Origin of the sequence: Streptomyces sp. NPDC014006, assembly GCF_043088925.1 — a bacterium.
Lineage (GTDB): Bacteria > Actinomycetota > Actinomycetes > Streptomycetales > Streptomycetaceae > Streptomyces.
The window spans coordinates 74,281-97,433 of the sequence record NZ_JBICAJ010000006.1; the positions used below are offsets into that span (position 1 = coordinate 74,281).

General features: G+C 71.9%; 24 protein-coding genes and 1 pseudogene. 12 read left to right on the forward strand and 13 right to left on the reverse strand.

Annotation, left to right across the window (positions count from 1 at the left end):
- The first annotated feature begins 4 nt into the window (after positions 1-4).
- From ACF1GV_RS21170 to ACF1GV_RS21195, 6 genes are all read left to right on the forward strand, one after another.
- A complete protein-coding gene (locus ACF1GV_RS21170) occupies positions 5-982 on the forward strand; it encodes a ketoacyl-ACP synthase III (RefSeq protein ID WP_391683091.1) in 978 nt (325 codons plus the stop codon).
- A 64-nt stretch (positions 983-1,046) separates the two neighbouring features.
- Positions 1,047-1,733 (forward strand): HAD family hydrolase, encoded by a 687-nt coding sequence (locus ACF1GV_RS21175; protein ID WP_391683094.1) that lies wholly within the window; start codon positions 1,047-1,049, stop codon positions 1,731-1,733.
- Between the two features lie 71 nt (positions 1,734-1,804).
- The gene (locus tag ACF1GV_RS21180; RefSeq protein WP_391683096.1) at positions 1,805-2,827 is read left to right on the forward strand and encodes an AfsA-related hotdog domain-containing protein; all 1,023 of its coding nucleotides are present in this window, start codon (positions 1,805-1,807) and stop codon (positions 2,825-2,827) included.
- Positions 2,817-3,845 carry a 3-oxoacyl-[acyl-carrier-protein] synthase III C-terminal domain-containing protein gene (locus ACF1GV_RS21185; RefSeq protein WP_391683099.1) on the forward strand — a complete coding sequence of 343 codons (1,029 nt, stop codon included), beginning with the start codon at positions 2,817-2,819 and terminating at the stop codon, positions 3,843-3,845. The genes ACF1GV_RS21180 and ACF1GV_RS21185 overlap by 11 nt, the downstream gene beginning before the upstream one ends.
- On the forward strand, positions 3,842-4,648 hold the full coding sequence (locus ACF1GV_RS21190; RefSeq protein ID WP_391683101.1) for an SDR family NAD(P)-dependent oxidoreductase: 807 nt from the start codon (positions 3,842-3,844) through the stop codon (positions 4,646-4,648). The genes ACF1GV_RS21185 and ACF1GV_RS21190 overlap by 4 nt, the downstream gene beginning before the upstream one ends.
- A 340-nt stretch (positions 4,649-4,988) precedes the next feature.
- Entirely contained in the window at positions 4,989-5,762 is a 774-nt protein-coding gene (locus ACF1GV_RS21195; RefSeq protein WP_391683103.1) for an SDR family oxidoreductase, read from the forward strand.
- 84 nt (positions 5,763-5,846) lie between these two features.
- Here the strand turns inward: ACF1GV_RS21195 and ACF1GV_RS21200 are convergent, their stop codons facing one another.
- Entirely contained in the window at positions 5,847-6,308 is a 462-nt protein-coding gene (locus ACF1GV_RS21200; RefSeq protein WP_391683106.1) for a nuclear transport factor 2 family protein, read from the reverse strand.
- Between the two features lie 120 nt (positions 6,309-6,428).
- Positions 6,429-7,949 (reverse strand): MFS transporter, encoded by a 1,521-nt coding sequence (locus ACF1GV_RS21205; RefSeq protein ID WP_391683109.1) that lies wholly within the window; start codon positions 7,947-7,949, stop codon positions 6,429-6,431.
- A 324-nt stretch (positions 7,950-8,273) separates the two neighbouring features.
- Between ACF1GV_RS21205 and ACF1GV_RS21210 the strand changes: the two genes are divergently transcribed.
- Positions 8,274-9,845, forward strand: a complete 1,572-nt coding sequence (locus tag ACF1GV_RS21210) for an FAD-dependent monooxygenase (protein WP_391683111.1) — start codon at positions 8,274-8,276, stop codon at positions 9,843-9,845.
- A 108-nt stretch (positions 9,846-9,953) separates the two neighbouring features.
- Here ACF1GV_RS21210 and ACF1GV_RS21215 read toward each other — a convergent pair whose 3' ends face one another.
- The 5 genes from ACF1GV_RS21215 to ACF1GV_RS21235 all read right to left on the reverse strand — a co-directional run bounded on the left by ACF1GV_RS21215 (position 9,954) and on the right by ACF1GV_RS21235 (position 13,837).
- A complete protein-coding gene (locus ACF1GV_RS21215; protein ID WP_391683114.1) occupies positions 9,954-10,628 on the reverse strand; it encodes a response regulator in 675 nt (224 codons plus the stop codon).
- Positions 10,621-11,238 (reverse strand): sensor histidine kinase, encoded by a 618-nt coding sequence (locus ACF1GV_RS21220; protein WP_391683117.1) that lies wholly within the window; start codon positions 11,236-11,238, stop codon positions 10,621-10,623. Before ACF1GV_RS21220 ends, ACF1GV_RS21215 begins: the two co-directional genes overlap by 8 nt.
- Positions 11,239-11,429: 191 nt before the next feature.
- Positions 11,430-12,020 carry a TetR family transcriptional regulator gene (locus tag ACF1GV_RS21225; protein WP_391683120.1) on the reverse strand — a complete coding sequence of 197 codons (591 nt, stop codon included), beginning with the start codon at positions 12,018-12,020 and terminating at the stop codon, positions 11,430-11,432.
- 267 nt (positions 12,021-12,287) lie between these two features.
- Positions 12,288-13,214: an NAD-dependent epimerase/dehydratase family protein gene (locus ACF1GV_RS21230; protein WP_391683124.1), complete on the reverse strand. Its 927-nt coding sequence runs from the start codon at positions 13,212-13,214 to the stop codon at positions 12,288-12,290.
- Positions 13,211-13,837, reverse strand: coding sequence for a ScbR family autoregulator-binding transcription factor (locus ACF1GV_RS21235; protein WP_391683127.1), 627 nt, complete (start codon positions 13,835-13,837; stop codon positions 13,211-13,213). Before ACF1GV_RS21235 ends, ACF1GV_RS21230 begins: the two co-directional genes overlap by 4 nt.
- A gap of 268 nt (positions 13,838-14,105) precedes the next feature.
- On the opposite strand from ACF1GV_RS21235, the gene ACF1GV_RS21240 reads away from it, so the two are divergent.
- Positions 14,106-15,041 carry a ScbA/BarX family gamma-butyrolactone biosynthesis protein gene (locus ACF1GV_RS21240; RefSeq protein WP_391683129.1) on the forward strand — a complete coding sequence of 312 codons (936 nt, stop codon included), beginning with the start codon at positions 14,106-14,108 and terminating at the stop codon, positions 15,039-15,041.
- Positions 15,042-15,138: 97 nt separating this feature from the next.
- On the opposite strand, the gene ACF1GV_RS21245 is transcribed toward ACF1GV_RS21240, so the two are convergent.
- The 4 genes from ACF1GV_RS21245 to ACF1GV_RS21260 form a co-directional block, all read right to left on the reverse strand.
- Positions 15,139-16,839: a methylmalonyl-CoA mutase gene (locus tag ACF1GV_RS21245; protein ID WP_391683131.1), complete on the reverse strand. Its 1,701-nt coding sequence runs from the start codon at positions 16,837-16,839 to the stop codon at positions 15,139-15,141.
- Positions 16,840-16,911: 72 nt separating this feature from the next.
- Positions 16,912-17,250 carry a DUF3817 domain-containing protein gene (locus ACF1GV_RS21250; RefSeq protein ID WP_391683133.1) on the reverse strand — a complete coding sequence of 113 codons (339 nt, stop codon included), beginning with the start codon at positions 17,248-17,250 and terminating at the stop codon, positions 16,912-16,914.
- Between the two features lie 71 nt (positions 17,251-17,321).
- Positions 17,322-17,831, reverse strand: coding sequence for a MarR family winged helix-turn-helix transcriptional regulator (locus ACF1GV_RS21255; protein WP_391683136.1), 510 nt, complete (start codon positions 17,829-17,831; stop codon positions 17,322-17,324).
- Between the two features lie 11 nt (positions 17,832-17,842).
- Positions 17,843-19,123 carry an MFS transporter gene (locus ACF1GV_RS21260; RefSeq protein ID WP_391683139.1) on the reverse strand — a complete coding sequence of 427 codons (1,281 nt, stop codon included), beginning with the start codon at positions 19,121-19,123 and terminating at the stop codon, positions 17,843-17,845.
- Positions 19,124-19,195: 72 nt separating this feature from the next.
- Between ACF1GV_RS21260 and ACF1GV_RS21265 the strand changes: the two are divergent.
- A pseudogene (locus ACF1GV_RS21265) lies at positions 19,196-20,180 on the forward strand (DUF5937 family protein).
- A gap of 4 nt (positions 20,181-20,184) precedes the next feature.
- Here the strand turns inward: ACF1GV_RS21265 and ACF1GV_RS21270 are convergent.
- A complete protein-coding gene (locus ACF1GV_RS21270) occupies positions 20,185-20,481 on the reverse strand; it encodes an MTH1187 family thiamine-binding protein (RefSeq protein WP_391683142.1) in 297 nt (98 codons plus the stop codon).
- Positions 20,478-20,828, reverse strand: coding sequence for a DUF3817 domain-containing protein (locus ACF1GV_RS21275; protein WP_391683145.1), 351 nt, complete (start codon positions 20,826-20,828; stop codon positions 20,478-20,480). The genes ACF1GV_RS21270 and ACF1GV_RS21275 overlap by 4 nt, the downstream gene beginning before the upstream one ends.
- Before the next feature lie 159 nt (positions 20,829-20,987).
- On the opposite strand from ACF1GV_RS21275, the gene ACF1GV_RS21280 reads away from it, so the two are divergent.
- The 3 genes from ACF1GV_RS21280 to ACF1GV_RS21290 are packed head-to-tail and all read left to right on the forward strand — an operon-like array spanning position 20,988 to position 23,066.
- Positions 20,988-21,620, forward strand: a complete 633-nt coding sequence (locus ACF1GV_RS21280; protein WP_391684018.1) for an AIM24 family protein — start codon at positions 20,988-20,990, stop codon at positions 21,618-21,620.
- A gap of 1 nt (position 21,621) precedes the next feature.
- Entirely contained in the window at positions 21,622-22,272 is a 651-nt protein-coding gene (locus ACF1GV_RS21285) for an AIM24 family protein (RefSeq protein ID WP_391683147.1), read from the forward strand.
- On the forward strand, positions 22,269-23,066 hold the full coding sequence (locus ACF1GV_RS21290) for an AIM24 family protein (RefSeq protein ID WP_391683150.1): 798 nt from the start codon (positions 22,269-22,271) through the stop codon (positions 23,064-23,066). The genes ACF1GV_RS21285 and ACF1GV_RS21290 overlap by 4 nt, the downstream gene beginning before the upstream one ends.
- The last annotated feature ends 87 nt before the right edge of the window (positions 23,067-23,153 follow it).

The following is a 23,153-nucleotide window of genomic DNA, read 5'->3' on the forward strand; positions in this document are numbered from 1 at the left end:
CGCCATGCACACCCGCACCGAAGCGCGCACCTGGACCGGCACCGGCCTGAAGTTCTCCGGCCTCGGCCACTACTTCCCCCGCCACCACCGCACCCACGACGGCGAGGTCACCGTCGGTGGCCGCACCTACCCTCCCGAGGCCGCGCAGGAACTCGGCGTCCGCGCCCTCCACGTCGCCGACGAGGACGAAACGCTGGAGTTCATGGCCGTCCAGGCCGCCACCTCGGCCCTGGCGAACGCCGGCCGCGAACCCGACGACCTGGACCTGGTCGTCCTCGCCAACTGGACCGACCGCCAGTGGATACCGGAGATAGCCCCGGGCGTCGCCGCCGCCCTCGGCGCGCACGGCGCCCTCGCCTTCGACGTCTGCGGCGCCTGCACCGGCTTCGTGCACGGCGTGCAGACCGCGGCCGCCATGCTCACCGCGCACCCGGGCTGGAAGCGCGCCGTGGTGGTCGCGGCCGACCGCTTCACCCGCCGCGCCCGCCCCGGCACCCGCGGCCAGCTGGTCTTCGGCGACGCGGCCGGCGCGATCGTCCTGGAGAAGGGCGACCCGGACGACCCGAGCGGCCTGATCGACTCGGTCCTGGACTGCGACGCCTCGGAGGCGGACACCGTCGCCGCCCGCGCCCCCGAGGGCTTCCTGCGCCCCAAGCCGGAGCTCATCGACCTGGCCGTGCGCTCCAGCCTGAAGGTCGCCGACACCGTCCTGACCCGCAACGACCTGAAGACCTCCGACATCGACTGGCTGGTCCCGCACCCCGGCAACAACGCCATCCACGCGGGCGTACGCGACGGACTCGACCTGGAACCCGCCCGGTTCCTCACCAACTTCGCCGAGCGCGGCAACACCGGCTGCGCCTCGATCCCGATCGCGCTGTCGGAGTTCTTCGGACAGGGCGTCGTCAAGCGCGGCGACCTGGTCCTGTCCACGGCGGTCGGCTCCGGCTGGTACTACGGCGGACTCCTGTACCGCCTGTGACCTCGCTGCCGTACGAGCCCCAACCCGCCCTGCTCGCAATCCACTTACTCATCGAAGGACAGCCATGAGCCTCACGCACCCCATCGGCCCCACCCCCTCCCCCACCCCGTCCCTGGCCATATGGACCGACTTCGGCGGCGTACTGACCCCGCCGGTCGACGTCACCTTCAACGAGTTCGCGGACCGCGTCGGCGTCCCGCTGTGGGCGCTGAAGGAGTCGATGCGCCTGGTCGGGGAGAAGTACGGCACGGACCCGATGGGCCCGATAGACATCCCGCTGATCGACGAGGCCGCCTGGTCCGACGAGCTGGAGGACGTCCTCGGCGGCACCTTCGGAGTCGTCGCCGACCTCCAGCACTTCGGTGACCGCTGGTTCGCCGGGCGCCCCGCCAACCGGGCCTGGGCCGCGCACCTGAACGGCTTCCGGGCCCGGGGCGCCTTCGTCGGACTGCTCTCCAACCTGCCGCCCTCCTGGGAACGCCACCGCCGCTTCATGATCGACGACTCGCACTTCGACGGCATCGTCCTCTCCCACGCCGTGGGCAGCCGCAAGCCCGAGCCCGAGATCTTCGAACTCGCCGCGAAGCGGGCCGGGCTCGAACCGCACCAGTGCGTGCTCGTGGACGACCTGGAGAAGAACGTCTCCGGCGCGATCGCCGCCGGCTGGCAGGCCGTGCACTTCCACGACGCCGACCAGGCCGCCCGCCAGGTCTCCCGCCTCCTCGACGCCACCGCCCCGGTCGCCGTCTGAGCCCCGGCCCCCCGGCCCGCAGATCTCCCCGTCCCCGGCACCCGCCCCGACGCACCGCACAGGAGCCCGTCATGTCCGTACAAAGGCTGGTCAACCCGGCCGAGGCCGCCGAAGCGGCCCAGACCCTGTCCACCCAGCGCACGCTGTCCCGCCGGCTGGTGCACCGCTCGGCGATCTCCGAGGTGTTCCTCACCGACTTCCAGTCCGTCGACGAGAACACCTTCCGGGCGGCGGCCCAACTCCCGCCGCGCCACTTCTACTACGGCGACCACACCGCCCGCCCCGCGACGCACGATCCGCTCGCGGTGTTCGAGAGCGTGCGCCAGATGCTGCTGTGCGCGATGCACCTCCAGCACGACGCGGGTCACGACACCAAGTCGATCACCGCGACCGCGTCCCTGGAGATCACCGACCCCGAGCCGCTCCGGGCCGCCGGCGCGCTGGACCTGCTGCTGCTCGGCGACGTGGAGCTCGCCAAGATGTACCAGGACACCGTCGCCCGCGTGGTGCACCGGGTGCGGGTCATGGTCGGCGGCCGGCAGGTGGGCGTCATCACCGTCGACACCGCGCAGCGCCCCGACCCCGTCTACCAGAAGCTGCGGATGAGCCACCGCGCCACACCGCCGCCTCTGTCCGACACCCTGCCCGCGGACACCGGCGGCGTCGCCCCGGCGCCCTGGCGGGTGGGCCGCGAGCAGGCGGAGAACGTGGTTCTGGAGAACGCCGACGTCACGGACGACGCCGTACGCGCGCGACTGCGGGTGCCCGCCGCGCACCCCAGCATGTTCGAGCACGCCCAGGACCATGTGCCGGGGCCGGTGATGATGGAGGCCGCCCGGCAGGCCGCACTGCTGCTCGCTTCCGGCTCACCGGGCGGGTCGCCGGCCGGGTTCTGCCTTCGGTACGTCGACGCCGAGTACCTGCGCTTCGCGGAGCTGGACAGCGACATCACCGTCGTCACCCGCCGGCTGCCCGAACCGGTGGACGGCGGCCAGTGGACCGAGACCGCCTTCGTCCAGCAGGACGAGACCGTCGCCCGGATGCGCGTCCGCCTCGCCGAGGCCCACACCGGCGGAGCCGACGATGCGGTTTGACGCCCCCGTCCATCTCAACGCCCCCGTCCACGCGCTGGGCGAGCACGCCCAGCCCGTCTCGGACGCGGTCGCCGGCCTGCTGATCGACGGGGAGAACGCCGAGCGATACGCCTACACGGCCCTGCGCACCAGCGCCCTCGCCCCGGTCGAGCTCGCCGCCCTCGCCGCCGCCACCTCCCTCGACGCGTCCGGGACCCCGCCGGAGCGCATCACCCAACTGCTGCACGCGTGGACGTACCACCAGGGCCACGAGTTCTGGTCCCCGGCGCACTATCTGGCCCAGCGCGTCGGCGCGGTGGCCGCGGAGCCCGTCGGGATCCAGCAGATGTGCAACGGAGGGCTGGCCGCCATCGTGCAGGCCGCCTGCCGGCTGCTCGCCGCCGGCGCCGGCCCGGCCCTGGTGACCACCGCGGACTGCTTCCCGCAGCCCGGCTTCGACCGCTGGGGCGGCGACTACGGCGTCTGCTACGGCGACGGCGCCACCTCGGTTCTGGTCGACCGCGCCCCGCGCGGCCGTTCCGTGCGCCTGCTGTCGGCGGCAACCGTGGCGGCGCCGGTGCTGGAGGGCATGCACCGCGGCGACGCGCCGTTCAGCCCGGCGCCCACCAGCGGCGTCAAGACGCTGCTGCCGAAGCTCGCCAAGAAGGAGTTCCTCACCGCCAACCCGGCCCTGCCCTTCGGTCCGATCGCGCACGACGCGGTCACCTCCGTGGTGGCGCGGGCCCTGCGCGACGCCGGGGTCGGCCCCGACGACGGACGGCTGCGGGCCGCGGCGCTGCCCCGGCTCGCCCGGCACGTCATCGCCGACGCCTACGAGCCCGCCTTCCGCGAGGTGTGCGCCGCGCCCGTCGTCCGACTCGGCTCGGACACCGGCCACTTGGGCGCCGGAGACGCCGTCGCCAACCTGTCCGACCTGCTCGACCGGGACGACGTACGCCCCGGGGATCTGCTCGTCCTGCTCAGTGCCGGCGCCGGTTTCACCTGGTCCGCCGCGATCGTGGAGGTGAATCAGTCGTGACGAATCCGGCCGTCCCCGCCGAGGAGGCAACCGCCCCCGCCGAGGACCCGACCGCGCTGTTCCGGGTGGACGGCCGGGTGGCCGTGGTCACCGGCGCCTCCAGCGGCATCGGCGCGCACACGGCCCGGCTGCTCGGCGCCGCGGGCGCCCGGGTGGCCCTGGCCGCGCGCCGTGAGGGCCCGCTGAAGGATCTCGCCGCCGAGCTGCCCGGCTCACTCGCCGTGCCCTGCGACGTGACGTCGGCCGAGGACCGCGCGCGTCTGGTGCGCACGGTCACCGAGGAACTCGGCCCGATCGACATCCTGGTCAACAACGCGGGCCTGTCGGAGACCGTGCCCGCGGAGACGCAGTCCGTGGAGAGCTTCAGCTCCATCGTGGCGCTGAATCTGACGGCGGTGTTCGCGCTGAGCCAGGCGGTCGGCACGGGCATGCTGGAGCGCGGCCGGGGCTCGGTCATCAACATCGCCTCCATCTACGGGCTGGTGGCCAGCGGCAGCCTTCCGCAGGCCGCGTACGCCGCGTCCAAGGGCGGGGTGGTGAACCTGACCCGCGAGCTGGCCGCCGAGTGGAGCGGGCGGGGGGTGCGCGTCAACGCGCTGTGCCCGGGCTGGTTCTGGTCGGAGATGACCGAGTCGATGCTCGGCAGCGAGAAGGGGCGGGCGTGGGTGGAGCGCCGTACCCCGATGCGCCGCGCCGGCCGGCTCGGCGAACTCAACGGCGCGCTGCTGCTGCTCGCCTCGGACGCCGGCTCCTACATCACGGGAGCGGCCCTACCCGTGGACGGCGGCTATCTGGCCCTGTGACCGCGGCAAGGCCCGAGGGACGCCGCCCCATGCCGCTTCGGAGGCATGGGGCAGTCCTCCAAGAGGGAATGTCCTGGTCAGCTCGCATATACGTAGCATCGACAGAGCGCGGGCAGGGGTTTGCTCGCGGTCCGGCCACCCGGTTCCGCTTCCGGGTTCGTGCCGCCGCCCGTTCCTCCCCCGCCCGGGCGGCCGCAGGCCGGCCGCCACCCCTGCCCGCGCCTTACGACGACGACCGCCGGCGACTGCCGCGCGGTCGTCACCTGTCTGTTCGCCCTTACCCGCCTCACCTGTTCGTTCGTCATCACCCGTCTGTTCGCCGTTTCTGGAGGGCATCATCGTGAGCACATCCGTCTCCCCCGCTCGTTTCCGAGGCCGGGTCGCCCTGGTCACCGGCGCCAGCCGGGGCATCGGGTACGCCGTCGCCGAACGCCTGGTCGCCGAGGGCGCCCGGGTCTGCCTCACCGCCCGCTCGCCCGAGCCGCTGGCGCAGGCGGTCGAGCGTCTGGGCGGGCCGGAGCATGCTGTGGCGGTCGCCGGCAAGACGGACGACGACGGACACCGGGCCGAGGCCGTCGAGCGGACGCTGGCGGCGTTCGGACGGCTGGACGTCCTGGTCAACAACACGGGGATCAACCCGGTGTTCGGTCCGGTCCTCGACCTGGAGGAATCCGCCTGGCGCAAGGTGTTCGACGTCAACGTCCTGGCGGCGCTGGGCTGGCTGCGGCGCGCCCGCGAGGCGTGGATGGGCCAGCACGGCGGCAGCGTGGTGAACATGACGGCGGTGGCGGGGCTGAAGCCCGCCACCGGTATCGGCGTGTACGGCGCCAGCAAGGCCGCGCTGATCCATCTCACCGAGCAACTGGGCCAGGAGCTCGGCCCGCGCATCCGCGTCAACTCGGTGGCTCCGGCCGTGGTCAAGACCCGCTTCGCGTCGAAGCTCTACGAGGACCGCGAGCAGCGGCTCACCGAGGACTACGCGCTGCGGCGCCTGGGGACCCCCGAGGACATCGCCGCCGCGGTCGCCTACCTGGCCTCGGACGACGCCTCCTGGGTGACCGGCCAGACCCTGGTCGTCGACGGCGGCCTGACCACGGTGGGCGGCGGCATCTGAACCGGCCTGTGCCGCACACGACTTCGGGCCTTCCCCGCGTGGGGAAGGCCCGAAGTCGTAGGTGCGGGTGCGGTGGTTACGGGATCAGATCCCGCGGCGGGTGCCGTCCGGGTTCAGCGGGGACCACCACAGGGCCGAGGTCGAGCAGCCGTCGCCGAGGATGACGCCACGGCCCTCCACGATGCGGCCGTCCCGCCAGCGCAGGAAGTGCAGCGCCGTCACATCGAGCAGGTCGTACGGCGAGGTGCTGTCCTGCGGCGCTCCGGCCCGCAGCGCGCGGTTGGTGTTGACGTCGACCGAGTAGCCGTCCTCGGCGTTGACCATGATGGTCACGTTCTCGGCGGTGTAGGTCCCGCCGGACAGCTCGCCCACGGTCTTGAGGAAGCCGAGGAAGCTGTCCAGTCCCTCGTGCCAGCCGGCGTGCGCGTGGTTGCCGGGGATCTCGAACCTGACGTCCTCGTCCCAGTACTCGAGCATGGTCCGGCGGTCCCCGGACGCCAGGGCCCCGAAGGCCTCACGGACTCGCTCGACGGTCAGCGCGCTCACGATGTTCTCCCTTGTTCGTCGTTCTACCGGTGTGTTGCGTCGTGTTGCGGGTGGGTGGGCACAAGCGGGTGCCGGGGCGGCCGGCTGTCACGGCAGCCGCCCCGGCGCGCTGTGCGTGGTTCAGGCCGCGACCTTCTCCGGCTCGGCCTGCGGTGCGGCCTCGGCCACGGGCGCCGCCTTGCCGGCCCTGGCGCCGACGGCGGCGACCAGCACCGTCGCGGCGGCGCAGAAGCCGGCCATGATCCACAGCGCGGTGTGCAGGCCGCCCGTGTAGGCGGAGGTGGCGACCTGGTGGAAGGCCTCGCGGGCGTTGGCCGGCACGGTGGACTGCGGGCCGGACAGCTGCCCCTGGTTCAGGGCGTTGGCAAGCTCGGTCGGCTTGCCGCCGTACGGGCCGGTGAAGGCGTCGAGCTTGGTGCCGAGTTCCACCCGGGTGAAGCTGACGAGCAGCGAGCCGACCACCGCGATACCGGTGGCCTCGCCCGCGAGCCGCATGGTGTTGAACATGCCCGCGGCCATGCCGGCCCGCTCGGGCTCGACGCTGGAGACGGCGGCGCCGTCCATCACGCCGAAGGAGACGCCGATCCCGATGCCGATCACCGCAAAGGGGCCGAGGGCGGCCCAGTTGCCGATGCCGGGGTGCAGGACCGTCAGCCAGGCCGTGCCGATCGCGGTCAGGCCCACCGAGGCGGTGACCATGTGGCGCACCGGGATCCAGCGCAGCAGGTATCCGGTGATCAGCGGGAAGAAGATGGTCGGCACGGTGAGCATCAGCATGTCGACGCCGGCGTGCATGGTGGTCTGGCCGTTGACGGCGGTGAGGTAGCTGGGCAGGTAGACCAGCAGCGGGGTGAAGGCGAGCACCAGGGCGACCACGCCGACGCACAGCGAGACGAACTGCGGCTGCTTGAACAGGCCGAGGTCGAACATCGGCCGCTCCTGCCGCTTCTCCACCACGACGAACAGGGTGAAGAGCACGGCGCAGGCGACGTACATGGCCACGTTGAAGGCGGAGGCCCAGCCGAGCGCGGAGCCCTCGATCAGGGCGGCGATCAGCGCGGTGAGGGCGCCGCTGAAGGTGATGGTGCCGGCCCAGTCGACGCGGCCGGCCTGCGGGTCGCGGGACTCGGGCAGCCGGGTGGCGAGGACGAGCACCAGGGCTCCCACGATCGCGGGGACCAGGAAGACGGACCGCCAGCCGAAGGTGGTGGACAGGGTGCCGGCGATGAACGGCCCGAAGGCCATGCCGACGCCGACGGTGGTGCCGAAGACGGCGAACGCCTTGGCCCGCGCGGGCCCGTCGAAGACCTGGGCGAGCGTGGCGCTGCCGGAGGTCAGCATGGCGGCGGCGCCGACGCCGGCGATGACCCGCGAGGCGTCCAGCAGCGCGATGTTGCCGCTGAGCGCCGAGACCAGCGAGCACACCGTGAAGACGACGGTGCCCAGCACGAAGACCTTGCGGCGGCCGAACCGGTCGGCGAAGGCGCCGGAGGCGAGCATGAAGCCGGCGAAGGTGAGGTCGTAGCCGTTCACGATCCACTCGTCGGCGGCCAGGCTGCTGTGGAAGTCGGCGGCGACACCTGGGATGGCCACGGACGCGCCGGTCAGTGAGATCGGCAGCAGCAGTGATGCGAGCACCACGGTGACAAGAGAGACGACGGGATTACGGGATGTATTCCGGGACGGATGATCCCTCATGATTCTTTTCCTCCAGAGAACTGCCGGTGTCCATGGCAATTCCACGCTAGGGACCGGGAACCGGGTCCGTATATTCCCCTTGTGGTCCGGCGCGTGTTTCCTTGGTGACACTCCCGGCCGTCCGTCCAGCTCAGGCTGCTACTTTCGGTTCGTCACGGCGGCACGTCAGTGGAATATCCGCGCCTTTTTCTGCAGCGCGGAACTAAAGTCCGGAATTGCCCGTGCCCGCCGGCCGGTGCGAGTATCCAAAATGCTGGGAGAGCGCACATGTCCAAGGTCAACCCCGTTCTGGTGGTCGGCGCCGGGCCGATCGGCCTGGTCATCGCCTGTGAGCTGCTCGGTCAGGGCGTACCCGTCCGGATCGTCGACGCCGAGCGCGACCACTCGGCCCACTCGCGGGCCACCACCATCTGGCCACGCCCGCTCGAGCTCCTGCGCCGGATCGGCGTCGCCGACCGCCTGGTGGAGAACGGGCACCGCATCCAGGGCGTGGCGTACTACTCGGACCGCCGTCATCTCGCGACGGCCTGGCTGAACCGCCTGGCCGACACCCCCTATCCCTTCGCCGTCGGCCTGCCCCAGGACCGCACCGAGGAGTTGCTGGAGCAGCGTCTGGCGGAGCTCGGCGGCAAGGTCGAGCGCGGGGTGCGGCTGCGCACGCTCGACGCCGGCGGGCCGCGCGCCCGGGCGGTCCTCGCCCTGCCGGACGGCCTCACCGAGGAGGTCGAGGCGGACTGGGTCGTCGGCGCGGACGGCGCGCACAGCACGGTGCGCAAGGAACTGGGCCTCACGTTCGAGGGCTCCAAGCTGCCGATCAACTTCGCCATCACCGACGCCGAGTTGTCCGGGGAGATACCGGCGGACCTGGTGAGCTACTGCTACACGGCCGCGGGCGGCCTCGGCCTCGCCCCGGTCTCGCCGGGCGTCCACCGCATCGCCGTGGCGGTGCCGCCCGAGATGGCCGGGACCACGCCCACCCGCGGCTTCTTCCAGCAGGTGGTGGCCGACCGCGCCCCCGGCGGTGTCGAGGTGGGCGAACTGCGCTTCAGTACGGTCTTCCAGGTCCACGTCCGCAGCGCGCCGAGCTTCCGTCACGGCCGGGCCTTCCTCGCGGGCGACGCCGCCCACCTGATGAGCCCGGCGGGCGGCCAGGGCATGAACACCGGCCTGCTGGACGCCGCGAACCTGGGCTGGAAGCTGGCGGGCGTCCTGCGCGGCACCCTCGACGAGGCCATCCTGGGCAGTTACGACGCCGAGCGGCGCCCCGCGGTGCACACGGTGACCCGGTCCACCTCGCTGCAGACCCGCTGGGGCGCCCTGACCAAGCCGGCCCAGCTCGCCCTGCGCGACACGGCGGTACGGGCCGCGGGCCGCACCGGCGTCCTGCAGCGGGCCCTGGCCCCGGCCATCGGCCAGCTCACCTCGGGTTATCGCGCCCCCACCGCGCGCCGGACCTCCCTCACGGGCCCGAAGGCCGCCTCCGGAGACCGTCTGCCCCTCCTCCTCGGCGAGGAACCGGTCCTGAGCGGCGCCCCCTGGCCCCGCATCACCGGCCGCTCCTACGCCGTACTCCTGCACGCCGGCCGCACCAGGCCCGCCGACTGGCGCGGCACCTGTGCGGCGATCCGCGCGGCCGTGGGCGACGCGGCGGAGGTGGTCGAGGCGCCCAGCCGCCCGGAGGGCCCCCTCGCCACGGCCCTCGGCCGCCGCCCCACGGCGGCGATCGTCCGCCCCGACGGCCACCTGTACACGGCCCTGACCGACCTCGGGGCACGCACGGTGCTCACCGCCCTCGAGCGGGCCCGCCGAGAGGCACTGCCCGAGGGTGGCCCGGCCTGACCCTCACCGCCCAAGGGCCGCCGGCTCGCGGGGCGGCGGCCCCCGGCACACCGGCGGCCCCCGCCACACAAACCGGCGGGGGTCGCAGCAAAACGGTGGTTCGAAGGCTCAACCGGCCATCGGCAGGAAGTGCTTGCCGTGCGGGCGGATGAGCTGGAGCGCGGCAGCCTTGTTCACCGCGTCGAGCCGGGAGACCGCGTCGAGCTTGTCGAAGATCTTCCGCAGATGGCGCTTGACGGTGCCCTCGGTGATACCGAGGCGGGCTCCGATCTGCCGGTTGCTCAGGGCCTGCGCCACCAGGGTCAGCACCTCCGTCTCGCGCTCGGAGATCGTCGCGGCCCGCCGGGCGGGTCCCTGGCCGGGCGCGGCGAGCGGTGGCATCGACACCGTGACCATGGCCCGCCCGCTGCCCGGCCGCTCCCGGATCGCCGCGAGCAACGACTGGCGGCTGGCGCTCTTGTGGAGATACCCGCGCACGCCGAGAGCGAGCAACTGCCGCACCAGCGCCGGGTGATCGTCCATGCTCAGGACGATGATGCGCAGCCCCGGCCGCCGCTCCAGCAGCCGGCGCACGGTGGCTCCGGGGTCCTCGTTGTACGGCATCTGCACGTCGAGCAGCGCGACGTCGGGCCGCAGTTCCGCCGCGGCACGCACGGCCGCCCGGGCGTCGCCGACCTCCGCGACCACGTCGAGGTCGGGCTCGCTCCGCAGGAGTTCGACCATCGCCTCGCGCAGCAGGGTGTGGTCGTCGGCGACGAGGATGCGGGTCGGGGTGTCAGACATGGCGGATGTTCCTCTCCTTGACGGGGACCCAGAGCGTGATCCGGGTGCCGCGCCGGGGGGCGCTGGTGACGGTGGTGACGCCGCCGGCCGCCTGGATACGCTCCCGCATGCCGAGCAGGCCGTTGGTGGAACCGCGTCGGCCGACGGTGGCGGGGTCGAAGCCGTCCCCGTCGTCGGCCACCGAGGCATGCAGCTCTTCGCCGTCCCAGGCGATGTGGACGGCGACGTGCCGGGCGTTCGCGTGGGCCACGGCGTTGCGCATGGCCTCACGGACCGCGAGGAACACGGCGTCCGCGACGGCGGCCGGCAGCAGACCGTCCATACCGTCGACCCGCAGGTCCACCCGCGGCTCGCTGATCTCCATCGCCTGGACGAAGCCGCGCAGCGCGTCCTCCATCGAGAACGGCGCGAGCGCCGGCGGCGAGTTCCGCAGCGCCGAGGTCACCTGACGGGTCGCGCACAGGACGTCCACGACGGCGGCCCGCACCTGCTGCAGACGGGCGGCCGCGTCCGGGTCGGACCCCATCGCCGTGGTCTCCAGCATGTCCAGCCGGCGCAGTGCCAGCGCCAGTGCGCCGCCGATCCGGTCGTGCACCTCACGTGCCAGCACCTTGCAGACATCCGTCTGTGCTGTGCCTGTATCCCTCACCGGGTCCTCACTCTCCCCCGTACAGTCCCTGGCCGAGTAGGCCCTACGCCGAGAAGAATACAGAGAGCTCTCTTTTTTTCTAGCCAGATCCGGTACCCGGTCGAGTACGCAGATGGCAAAGAAAACTCGGCCGTACCTTTACCTCGAACCCTTCAGGCGGGCGCCGCGGCGATGCCGTGACAGACGAAGGGCCACAGCCGCGACATGGCGCCCGCCGCCCCGCGGAACTCCTGCCCCGGGTCGGTACGCGGCTGCACCTCGACGGCCGTGAGCAGGTACATCACCAGCCCCGCCACCGCGGACGGCCGGGCGCCGCGCCGCAACTCCCCCGCCGCCTCCGCCTCCTTGAGCAGCCGGCACAGCGTCGGCGTCCACGAGGAGTGCCAGGGCGGAACGATGTCCGGCCGCTCCCGCGCCAGCAGCGAGCCGGCGCGCACGACGACGTCCTCGTCCAGCAGCCGGGCGAGCACCTGCAACAGCTCCCCGACGGCCCGCAACGGGGACACCTGCCCCGCAACAGCGCCCGCGGCCCGCTCGCCGGCGATGCGCGCGGCACGCTCGACCAGAGCCTCGGCCAGCTCGCTCTTGCTGGCGAAGTGAAAGGTGAGCGCACCCATGGAGACGTGGGCGCACCTGCTGATCGCGACCAGGGTGGCCCCGTGGTAGCCGTTGTCGTCCACGACATCGGCCGCGGCCCTGATGAGAGCTTCGCGCGTGCGCTCCGCCCTGGCCTGCATTGCCATGCATCCTCCGAAGTTCTGAGGCCGACCGGCGCAAATAAAAGAGATCTCTCTATATTATTCTGCCGCCGGGGACGGCTTCGCAACCAGCCGGAACGAGCCACGGCGCGCAAGGCCCGGAAACAGAGAACGGGCCCCCTGCCTCGGCGAGACAGGGGGCCCGGAGAAGTCGGCGGCCCGGCGGCACCCGATGGGGTGCGGGGCCGTATCGAGGTGCGGGCGTGGCCGCGGGGGGCGCGACCGGCCGCACCGCAACCGGACGCCGGACGGCTACGGCCGGCCCACGAGCCGCTCCAGCGGACCGGGCCCGGGGTCGACACCCAGCAGCTCCCAGATCAGGTCACTGCGGTAGTGGTGATCCCTGCCCAGCAGCTCCAACTGCCGCCGCCCGAACCGGCCCTGCGTACGCTCGAGCAGCGCCACGCACTGTTCCCAGTCGGCGTCCCCGCGCGCGGGCTCGGCAAGCCCCTGTGCGGCCAGCACCTGTCTGAGGCGCCCGCTGGCCACCGGCACGGGATGAGCGGCGTGATGCACTCCCCGCACCGGGGTGCCCACGGTGACGGCGGCCACCGCCAGCCGCGCCAGGTCGTCCACGTCCACCAGGGACAGCAGCCCCGTACCGCCGGCCCACTGGGGCGCGACCCTCGCGGTGAGCTCGGCGAACGCCGGGCCGACCCACCGGTCCCCCGCACCGACCACCAGATTCGGCCGCAGCACGAGCGCCCCGGCCGCCAGGGCCGGACCCTCCGCGGCGAGGCGGCTGCGACTGGCCTCGGACACCGGCTCGGCGACGACCTCGTCGACATCGATGCCACGGTGCGGACCGGCGCCGTAGACGGCGGCCGTGGAGAAGTGGACGATCCGCTCGACCCCCGCCTCCCGGGCGGCCGCCATGACGGCGATGGTGCCCTCCAGATTCACGGACCAGGACCGCCCGGCATCGCTCCCCACATAGGAGACGGCATGCACGACCGCGTCCGCGCCCTGTAAGGCACGGTGAAGTGACGCCGGGTCGGTGACGTCCGCCCGCACCCGCTCGACCGCACCGTCACCCGGCACCTCGACGGCCCCGCCGCGCGCCAGGGCACGCACCCGCACCGGCTCTCCACCGGTGTGCGCACACCCGGCCAGCCGCCGCACCACCGCGGAGCCGATGAACCCCGTGGAGCCGGTCACCGCGACGGTGCGCGGCCTCACCTGCCCGTCCCCGGTCCCCGCGTCCCGAACTCGAGCTTCTCGATCACCTCGGGACGGGCGATCGCGGGCAGGAAGTACCGCCACAGCTCGGCGATCCTGTCCTGGAGATCCTCGTGGCCGGCGCTGATCCGGGACAGCAGCTGGGTCCCGCTGTAGGCACCCACCAGCACCCTGGCGAACCCGGCTGGGTCCACACCCTCGCGCAGCTCGCCGAGCGCGTCGGCGACGATGAGCTCCTCCTTGAAGCGGGTGATCCACAACTGGTAGGCGGTGTCGTCCTGTATGCCGAAGGCACCCTGCTCGACCGCCAGCCGCACACCGGCCCGCAGCAGCACGTTGCTCCGCAGCTCCCGGGCCAGTTCGAGGGTGAAGTCGATCAGGTGCTGGAGTCCGCTGCGGCCGGCCGGCTCGGGCAGGTCCGCGCCCTGTTCGGCCATGACCGCCCTGGCCACGCCCTCCTTCGAGCCGAAGTGGAAGTACAGCGCTCCCATGGTGGACCCGGCCCGCTTGATGATCTTCGTGGTGCTGGTACCGGCGTAGCCCGCGAGATCGAACTCCTCGGCGGCCGCCCTGATGAGAGCCGCCCGTGTCCGTACGGCACGCTCCTGCTGAGCCTGCGCCACTGGGCCTCCCTGTCAAATAAAAAGAGCACTCTCTCTGTTGATACGTGCACCAGGGTACGCACGGGCCTTCCCGGTGTCCAGCACGTCGATCCGCACCCCGGCACCGACGCCAAGTGCCCTGATCCGGAAGGCATCACCCCGCATGACTTGATCGCTCCATGAGTGACCCTTTACTCACCCTTGAGTCCAAAAAAACAGAGCACTCTTTATGTTTGGGGGGCTGCGGCTGCCAGCCGCAGCGCTCACATACGTCTCAGGGGGATTCCGTATGTCCAGCACCATCGAGCACGTCCACACCACCGTCCCGACCTGGGTGCCGGTGGCCCAGGAGCAGGTGCACAAGCTCACCGCCTCCGAAGTACTGCTGACCGAGTGGTGCCAGAACGGAAACGACGTCTTCACCGTCCACGCCGAATGGCCGCAGGACCACGGCTTCTACGGAACGCAGCACGGCCTGCACGACCCCATGCTGCTGCCCGAGTCGATCCGCCAGTGCATACCGCTGCTCAGCCACGCCGCCTACGACGCCCCGGCGGGGCACCGCCAGTCGTGGAGCCACTTCAGCTTCTCGCTGACCCCCGCCGCACTGGCCACCACCATCGGCGCGACCTCGTTCGAACTCCGCGTCACCTGCAAGGACGTCGTCCGGCGCATGGGCCGCCTGGCCTCCATGCTGATGAAGGTCGACGTGCTGCGCGACGGGATCCAGGTCGGCACCGCCCACACCCGTTTCGCGAACCACGCCCCCGCGGTCTACCGGCGGCTGCGGGGCACCTACGCCGACCTCGACCACGCCATCGCCCGCGCGCTGCCGCTGTCTCCGCCGGCCGCGCCCGCCCAGGTCGCCCGCGGCGACTTCGCCGACGTCGTCCTCTCGCCGACCGACTCGCCCCGCCGCCACCAGATGCGCGTCGACCTGAACCACCCGGTCCTCTTCGACCACCCGGTCGACCACGCCCCCGGGATGCTGCTCCTCGAAGCGGCACGCCAGGCCAGCCACACGGCGGTACAGCAGCCGACCGCGACGCTCGCCATGGACGTGGTCTTCGCCCGTTACGCCGAACTCGACGCACCCTGCTGGATCCACACCGACGCCTACCCGACGAACCAGCCCGGCCAGCACCGGGTCCTGATCACCGCCGTACAGAACGACGTCTGTGTCTTCTCGAGCATCATCACGCTCCTGAGCCTCCCGCAGAACTGACCGCCCGGCGCGCCCGCCTTCCACGGGCGCGCAACGCCGCACGCCCCGGGAACCACACAGGTTCCCGGGGCGTGCGGCGTCGACGTCACCGGTACGGCTAGAAACCCGCCGGCTCCGTGTACACCCCCCACTCGTCCCGCAGTACGCCGCAGATCTCGCCCAGGGTCGCCTCGGCGCGCACGGCGTCCAGCATCGGCTCGATCATGTTCGTGCCGGAGCGGGCAGCGGCGAGCATGGCGTCCAGCGCCGTACGCACCGCGGACTCGTCCCGCGCCGCCTTCCGCCCGGCGAGCGAGCGCACCTGCTCGCGCTCCACCTCGTGGCTCACCCGAAGGATCTCCAGGTCCCCGGTCACGGACCCCGTGTGGACGTTGACGCCCACCACCCGCTTCTCGCCCTTCTCCAGCGCCTGCTGGTAGCGGAAGGCGGACTCCGCGATCTCCCCGGTGAACCAGCCGTCCTCGATCCCGCGCAGGATGCCGGAGGTGATCGGCCCGATCGGGTGCTGCCCGTCCGGGTGCGCGCGCAGTCCCCGCTCCTTGATCCGGTCGAAGATCTTCTCGGCGTCGGCCTCGATCCGGTCGGTGAGCTGCTCGACGTACCACGAACCGCCCAGCGGGTCCGCCACGTTGGCGACCCCGGTCTCCTCCATCAGTACCTGCTGCGTACGCAGCGCGATCTCCGCCGCCTGCTCGCTCGGCAGCGCGAGGGTCTCGTCGAGGGCGTTGGTGTGCAGCGAGTTGGTGCCGCCGAGGACCGCGGCGAGCGCCTCCACGGCCGTCCGCACGACGTTGTTGTACGGCTGCTGGGCGGTCAGCGAGACACCGGCGGTCTGCGTGTGGAAGCGCAGCCACTGGGACTTCTCACTCTGCGCGCCGTAGACGTCCCGCATCCAGCGCGCCCAGATCCGGCGCGCCGCGCGGAACTTGGCGATCTCCTCGAAGAAGTCGACGTGCGCGTCGAAGAAGAAGGACAGACCGGGCGCGAACACGTCCACGTCGAGCCCGCGCGACAGCCCCAGCTCGACGTACCCGAAACCGTCCGCCAGCGTGTACGCCAGCTCCTGCGCGGCCGTCGCGCCCGCCTCACGGATGTGGTAGCCCGAGACGGACAGCGGCTTGTAGGCGGGGATCTTCGCGCTGGTGTACTCCATCAGGTCGCCGATGAGGCGCAGGTGCGGCTCGGGCTGGAAGAGCCACTCCTTCTGGGCGATGTACTCCTTGAAGATGTCGGTCTGGAGCGTGCCGTTGAGCACCCCCGGGTCCACACCCTGCCGCTCGGCGGCGACCAGGTACATGCAGAAGACGGGAACGGCGGGGCCGCTGATGGTCATGGAGGTGGTGACGTCCCCGAGCGGGATGTCCTTGAACAGCACCTCCATGTCGGCCGCGGAGTCGATGGCGACGCCGCAGTGCCCGACCTCGCCGAGCGAGCGCGGGTCGTCGGAGTCGCGGCCCATGAGCGTCGGCATGTCGAAGGCGACGGACAGGCCCCCGCCGCCGTTGCCGAGGATCATCTTGTAGCGCTCGTTGGTCTGCTCGGCGTTGCCGAATCCGGCGAACTGCCGGATGGTCCACGTCCGCCCTCGGTAGCCGGTCGGGTACAGCCCGCGCGTGAAGGGGTACTCCCCGGGCCAGCCGATCCGCTCGAAGCCCTCGTACGTGTCCCCCGGCCGGGGGCCGTACACCGGCTCCACGGGATCGCCGGAGAGCGTGGTGAAGTCAGCGTCGCGCTTGCGTGCGGCGTCGTACCGGGCCTGCCAGCGTCGGCGGCCCTCCTCGATGGCGTCAGCGTCCATACCCTCGAATTTACTAGGACGTCCTAGTAAATGTCGATGGCAAACCGCCGCACAGGTGTACGGCGGTGAGGATTACGCCTCGGCGACCGCGGGGGCCGGGTCGGTGACCTTGGCCTCCAGCTCGCGGCTGACCTTGCGCTCGACGAAGAAGGCGGCCGTCGGGATGGTGCCGGCGATCAGCACCCACAGCTGCTTGCCGACCGGCCACTTCGCCTTGGAGCCGAGGTCGAACGCGAAGATCAGGTACACGACGTACAGCCAGCCGTGCGCGATACCGACGACCTTGACGAAGCTGTCCGCGCCGTCCATGTCGATGCCGTACTTGGCGATGCAGCCGAGGGTCAGCAGTACCAGCAGCACGCCCGTGACGTAGGCCATGACGCGGTAGCGGGTCAGCACGCTCTTCTTCATGGCTTCGAGCGTAACCGCCGGTCGGGGCAGATCTTGCCCGGGGTCACGTGCCCGGTGTCACTCGTGCCGTGTCACTCGTCCTCGAAGTCCTTCGCCGCGATGCGCAGCGGGCGCAGCAGGGCGAAGATCTCGCCGCACTCCTCCGCGTCGTACGCGCCGAGGCCGAAGTCCATCGCCATCAGGTCGCGCGTGGCGGCCTCGACGACCTCGCGGCCCTTGCCGGTGATGGAGGCGAGGGTGCCGCGGCCGTCGTTGGGGTTGGGCCGCTTGGCCACCAGACCGGACCTGACCAGCCGGTCCACCGTGTTCGTCACCGACGTGGGGTGCACCATGAGGCGCTCGCCGATCTTGGACATCGGCAGCTCGCCCTCCTTGGAGAAGGTGAGCAGCACCAGCGCCTCGTAGCGCGCGAACGTCAGCCCGTACGGCTTGACCACCGCGTCCACCTCGGCGAGCAGGATCTGGTGCGCGCGCATGATGGACGTGATCGCGGCCATGGCCGGCACGCTGCCCCAGCGCTGCTTCCACAGCTCGTCGGCGCGGGCGATGGGGTCGAACGGAAGGCTGAGAGGCTTGGGCACGTCATCAGACCCTACCCGCCGGTCATATGGCGGTCAGCCCCGTCTCGCCTTTCGGTCGTCCGGCCCTGGGCGTTCGCCCGGCGCGTCCGGCGGGCCGCAGCCGCCGGCAGGGCGCAGACCGCCGTACCCACGACACCCGCGCCCGCGACGGTCGCGGTGACCCCGGCGAACTGAGCCACCACCCCGGCCAGCGCCATGCCCACGCCCTGCACGGTCATCAGACCCGCCGTGAGCAGGGTCATCGCCCGCCCGCGCAGCTCCTCCGGCACGTCCCGCACCAGCCACTGGTCCAGGCCCAGGGTGTACGCGGCGCCGGCCCCGGAGGCCACCAGCAACAGCAGGGAGACGGCGAGGCCCGGGTGCAGGGCGTATCCGGCGTACGGCAGCAGGGTCACGCAGACCAGCGGCAGCGCGATCCGCTCGCGCACGGCGGGGCGCAGCCGTGCGCCGGCGAAGACCTCACCGGCGATCGTGCCGGCCGGCAGCGCGCACATCAGCAGTCCGAGGCCCGCCGAGCCGGCGCCCAGCTCGGCGGCGTAGGGCGCGGCCAGCGCCTCCGGTGCGACGGCGAACAGCGGCGGGAGCCAGAACAGGAGCAGCAGGAGGCGCACCCCGCGGTGCGCGAGCACCTGCCGCGCGCCGCGCAGCGAGTCGGCGACCAGCGCCCCGCCGGTGCGCGCCCGCGCGGGCCGCCGCCGCGTGCCGAGGCGCAGCAGGAGCGCGGAACCGAGGAAGGTGGCGACCGTGATGAGCAGCGCGTGCCGCGGCGATACGGCGGTGAGCAGGACGCCGCCGACGCCGAACCCGGCGAGCAGGGCGCTCTGCGAAACGATCCGCAGCAGGGAGCGGCCCAGCACGAACAGGTCGCCCTCGCCCAGGATGTCGGCGAGCGTGGCCATCCGGGTGCCCTGGAAGACCGGAGCGACGACGGCGAGGGCGCAGCGCAAGCCCAGCAGCACGGCGATCCCGGTGCCGGGCGCCGCCATCGGGGCCACACAGGCCGCGCACACCAGGTCGCACACCACCAGCACCCGCCGGGCGGGGTGGCGGTCGGCGAGGGAGGCGAGCAGCGTCCCGCCGACGAGGTAGGGCAGGAACCCGAACGCGAAGGTGAGCGCGCTGAGCAGGGGCGAGCCGGTCCGGTCGTAGACCAGGACGGACAGCGCGATCTCGGCTGTGACGAGTCCCAGCAGGGACAGGGCGTGCGCGGCGAAGACGGCACGGAACTCGCGGACGGCGAAGAGGTGGCGGTAGCCGACGGGCGCGGCGGCGGCCGGGGACTGTTCGGACATGGACAGCAGGGTCGCCGTGCGGCCGTGGCCGCCCTAGGCTTTCGGCTCCGGCCGAATCTTGCGGAGGTGCCCGTGCCGTCCCGACTGCACTTCGGGGAGGACGACTTCCTGCGCTGCCGGTTCGCCCTGTCGCCGCTGTGGGAGACGCAGGAGGTCGTCCGCACGCTCAAGCGGACCGAGCGGCACGGCTACCACGCCCGGTGGTTGCGCAGGATCCGCGCGGCGGCCGACGGGCTGGACCTGAGCGGGCTGTGGCTGCTCATGCCGCGGCGCGGCCACTCCCCCGACTGGCTGTGCCCGCCGCCCGCCGGACCCGCGGCCGGCTTCGAGGAGGAGATCGCCGCGGTGCGCGCGGCCGATCCCGTGGCCGCCCGCGCCGACACGGCCCGCTCGCTCGCGGACACCCCGGGCGCGCTGGAGTCGCAGTGCGGCCGGGCCTGGCTCGCGGATCCGGAGCGGATGGTGCGGGAGCTGGCGGACGCCATGGAGGAGGTGTGGCGCACCCTGGTGGCGCCGGACTGGCCACGGCTGCGGGCGCTGCTGGAGGCGGACATCGCCTTCCACTCCCGGCGGCTGGCCGAGGTGGGCCTGGGGCGGGCTGCTGCCGGAGATCAACCGGCGCTTCGGGTGGCACGCCGGGACGCTCACCGTGGAGTACCACGGCGAGCACGAACGGCATCTGGGCGGGCAGGGCCTGGTGCTGATGCCGAGCGTCTTCGGCTGGCCGGACGTGGTCAGCACCTTCGAGCCCCCGTGGCAGCCGACGCTCGTCTACCCCGCGCGGGGCATCGGCGGTCTGTGGGCGGAGCCGGACGGCCGGGCGCCCGAGGCGCTGGCGCGGCTGCTCGGCCGGGGCCGGGCCGCCGTCCTCGCGGCCTTGGAGGACCCGGCGACCACGACCGCGCTCGCCCACCGCCTGGGCCTGGCCCCGTCGTCGGTCTCCGCCCATCTGACGACGCTGCGCGACGCCGGTCTGCTGGCGGCGCGGCGCTACGGCCATCAGGTGCTGTACGAGCGGACCCCGCTGGGGATGGCGCTGGCGGCGGGCGGCGGCTGAGCCGTCAGCCGTCGGAGAGGTGGCGCTCGACCGTCTCCACCTTGGAGGTGAGGCCGTCGGTGACGCCGGGGCGGATGTCCGCCTTGAGGACCACGGAGACGCGCGGGGCGCGCGCCTCGACGGCGGCGACGGCGCGCTTGACGACGTCCATGACCTCGTCCCACTCGCCCTCGACGGAGGTGAACATGGCGTCGGTGCGGTTCGGCAGGCCCGACTCGCGGACCACGCGGACGGCGTCGGCGACGTACTCCCCCACGTCCTCGCCGACGCCGAGGGGCGTCACGGAGAAGGCGACGATCATGCGTTCACCACGCCTTCCTGGCGCGCCCGGGCGGCGATGACGGCGTCCTCGGACTCACGCCGCAGCCTGCGCTCGGCGATGAAACCGCCGCCGGGGATGATCGAGTAGGCGAAGTAGAGGGCAGCCTTCCTGCCGTTCCACTTGGTGCGGTTCCAGGCGTCCAGCCAGAAGAGCACGTACAGGACGAACAGCACGCCGTGGATCGGGCCGAGCACCGGGGCGACGTCGAAGCCGGACGCGACCGTGTACTTGATGATCGTGCAGGCCGCGAGGACGATCCAGGAGATGCCCTCCGGCACGGAGATCAGGCGGAGGCGGCGGATGGCGGAGGCTGTCTTGAGGTCCACGGGTCACCTTCGGTCGTGGGCGTACTGCGATTTGTGAACGGAAGCACAAGCGTTCACCCATTGTGGCAAACCGCGCCCGTAGGGGTCCGCTCAGGGTCGCTCTCCCCCCACGGGCCCTGTCCGGGGCCCGCGCCCGGCCGCTACTTTCCTTGCGTGGCGATGTTCCGACTGCAAGGCAGCAAGGTGCTCGCCGTCGACATGACCGGGGACGCCGTGAAGGCGAAGAACGGCTCGATGGTCGCGTACGACGGGCAGATGGCGTTCAAGAAGCTCTCGGGGGGCGGGGAGGGTCTGCGGGGCATGGTGACCCGGCGGCTCACCGGTGAGCAGATGACGGTGATGGAGGTGAGGGGGCAGGGGACCTGCTGGTTCGCCGACCGCGCGTCGGAGATCAATCTGGTGACCCTCCGCGGGGACAAGCTGTACGTCGAGTCGAGCAATCTGCTCGCGACCGACGCCGGCCTCAGGACGGGCACGACGTTCACCGGGCTGCGCGGGGCCTCGCAGGGCAACGGGCTGTTCACGACGACGGTCGAGGGGCACGGGCAGGCGGCGATCACCTCCGACGGGCCGGCGGTGGTGCTGCGGGTGTCGCCGCAGTACCCGCTGAGCGTCGACCCGGGCGCCTACATCGCCCACCAGGGCGACCTGCGCCAGTCCTTCCAGTCCGGTGTGACGTTCCGCACGCTCATGGGCGAGGGCGGCGGTGAGGCCTTCCAGATCCGCTTCGAGGGGGACGGGCTGGTGTACGTGCAGCCGAGCGAGCGCAACACGATCGCGGGGGACGTCTGAGATGACCTTCCGCGAGATCAACTCCAAGATGGTCGAGGCGACCGTGGTGCCGGGACAGCGGCTGTACAGCCAGCGCGGCGCGATGCTCGCCTACAGAGGCGACGTGAGCTTCACGCCGGACATCCAGGGCGGCCAGGGCGGGGTCATGTCGATGATCGGGCGGCGGCTGGCGAACGAGGCGACGCCGCTGATGACGGTCGAGGGCAGTGGCACCGTGCTGTTCGGGCACGGCGGCCACCACGTCCAGGTCATCCGCCTCACCGGCGACACGCTGTACGTCGAGGCCGACCGGCTGCTCGCCTTCGAGGGCACCCTGACGCAGGGCACGGTGTTCCTGGGCGCGCAGGGCGGCGTCATGGGCATGGTCCGGGGCCAGGTCAGCGGGCAGGGGCTGTTCACCACGACGCTCAAGGGACACGGCGCGGTCGCCGTGATGGCGCACGGCGGCGTCTTCGAGATCCCGATCACCCCGCAGCGGCCGGTGCACGTCGACCCGCAGGCCTACGTCGCGCACCACGGCGACGTGCGCAACAAGCTGTCCACCGCCCTCGGCTGGCGGGACATGGTGGGCCGCGGCTCCGGCGAGGCGTTCCAGCTGGAGCTGAGCGGCAGCGGTGCGGTCTACGTCCAGGCCTCGGAGGAGAAGCTGTGAGCACCCCCTACGGCGCCGGGCCGGTCGTGCACGACCCGTCGACCCTGCCCGCCGACGACAACGTCAACGCCTACACCTTCTGCGTGGAGCTCAAGGGGAGCCAGTGGTTCCTGCAGAAGGGGAAGATGATCGCCTACTACGGGGCGATCGATTTCAACGGCATCGGGCACGGCCGGCTGGAGCGTCTGGTGCGTACGTCGTTCCATTCGCCTCTGCACGCGAGCGACTGGGTGGTGGCCGAGGGCTCGGGCAGGATGCTGCTCGCCGACCGGGCCTTCGATGTCAACTCCTACGATCTGGACGACGGCAATCTGACCATTCGCTCCGGCAATCTGCTCGCTTTTCAGCCAACTCTGTCGCTCAAGCAGTCGATCGTGCCGGGGTTTCTGACGCTCATCGGAACCGGAAAGTTCGTGGCCGCATCTAACGGGCCGGTGGTGTTCATGGAACCTCCGATCCGGGTGGACCCGCAGGCGCTCGTCGGGTGGGCCGACTGCCCGTCCCCGTGCCATCACTACGACCACGGGTACCTGACGGGCGTACTGGGCGGTCTACGTGCGATGACGGGCTTCGGCGGGGTCTCCGGGGAGGAGCATCAGTTCGAGTTCGTGGGCGCCGGAACAGTGCTTCTGCAGTCGACCGAAACACTCATGGCCGAGCAGGCCACGGGGGCGGTTCCACCGGAGCCCGGGGTACCCGGGGGAGGCGGGGCGCACGGTTCGGCCGGAGGGCAGTCCGGGGTACCGCGCCTTCCCGGACAGCTGGGAGACCTCCAGCGTCGCTTCGGGCTGTGAGCGGTAGTCTGCGGAGTGTGACGTCGAACGCGTGCGCACTGTCACACCACCCTCAGTAGTTCGCCTTTCAACTTCTTAGGTAGACTT

What these genes read in the sequence shown, in the direction of transcription:
- ACF1GV_RS21280 (WP_391684018.1), top strand. Translation starts at nt 20,988, where the DNA reads ATGTTCCGACTGCAAGGCAGCAAGGTGCTCGCCGTCGACATGACCGGG.
- ACF1GV_RS21245 (WP_391683131.1), bottom strand. Translation starts at nt 16,839, where the DNA reads ATGGACGCTGACGCCATCGAGGAGGGCCGCCGACGCTGGCAGGCCCGG.
- ACF1GV_RS21210 (WP_391683111.1), top strand. Translation starts at nt 8,274, where the DNA reads ATGTCCAAGGTCAACCCCGTTCTGGTGGTCGGCGCCGGGCCGATCGGC.
- ACF1GV_RS21225 (WP_391683120.1), bottom strand. Translation starts at nt 12,020, where the DNA reads ATGGCAATGCAGGCCAGGGCGGAGCGCACGCGCGAAGCTCTCATCAGG.
- ACF1GV_RS21175 (WP_391683094.1), top strand. Translation starts at nt 1,047, where the DNA reads ATGAGCCTCACGCACCCCATCGGCCCCACCCCCTCCCCCACCCCGTCC.
- ACF1GV_RS21270 (WP_391683142.1), bottom strand. Translation starts at nt 20,481, where the DNA reads ATGATCGTCGCCTTCTCCGTGACGCCCCTCGGCGTCGGCGAGGACGTG.
- ACF1GV_RS21240 (WP_391683129.1), top strand. Translation starts at nt 14,106, where the DNA reads ATGTCCAGCACCATCGAGCACGTCCACACCACCGTCCCGACCTGGGTG.
- ACF1GV_RS21180 (WP_391683096.1), top strand. Translation starts at nt 1,805, where the DNA reads ATGTCCGTACAAAGGCTGGTCAACCCGGCCGAGGCCGCCGAAGCGGCC.
- ACF1GV_RS21250 (WP_391683133.1), bottom strand. Translation starts at nt 17,250, where the DNA reads ATGAAGAAGAGCGTGCTGACCCGCTACCGCGTCATGGCCTACGTCACG.
- ACF1GV_RS21260 (WP_391683139.1), bottom strand. Translation starts at nt 19,123, where the DNA reads ATGTCCGAACAGTCCCCGGCCGCCGCCGCGCCCGTCGGCTACCGCCAC.
- ACF1GV_RS21170 (WP_391683091.1), top strand. Translation starts at nt 5, where the DNA reads ATGCACACCCGCACCGAAGCGCGCACCTGGACCGGCACCGGCCTGAAG.
- ACF1GV_RS21215 (WP_391683114.1), bottom strand. Translation starts at nt 10,628, where the DNA reads ATGTCTGACACCCCGACCCGCATCCTCGTCGCCGACGACCACACCCTG.
- ACF1GV_RS21285 (WP_391683147.1), top strand. Translation starts at nt 21,622, where the DNA reads ATGACCTTCCGCGAGATCAACTCCAAGATGGTCGAGGCGACCGTGGTG.
- ACF1GV_RS21185 (WP_391683099.1), top strand. Translation starts at nt 2,817, where the DNA reads ATGCGGTTTGACGCCCCCGTCCATCTCAACGCCCCCGTCCACGCGCTG.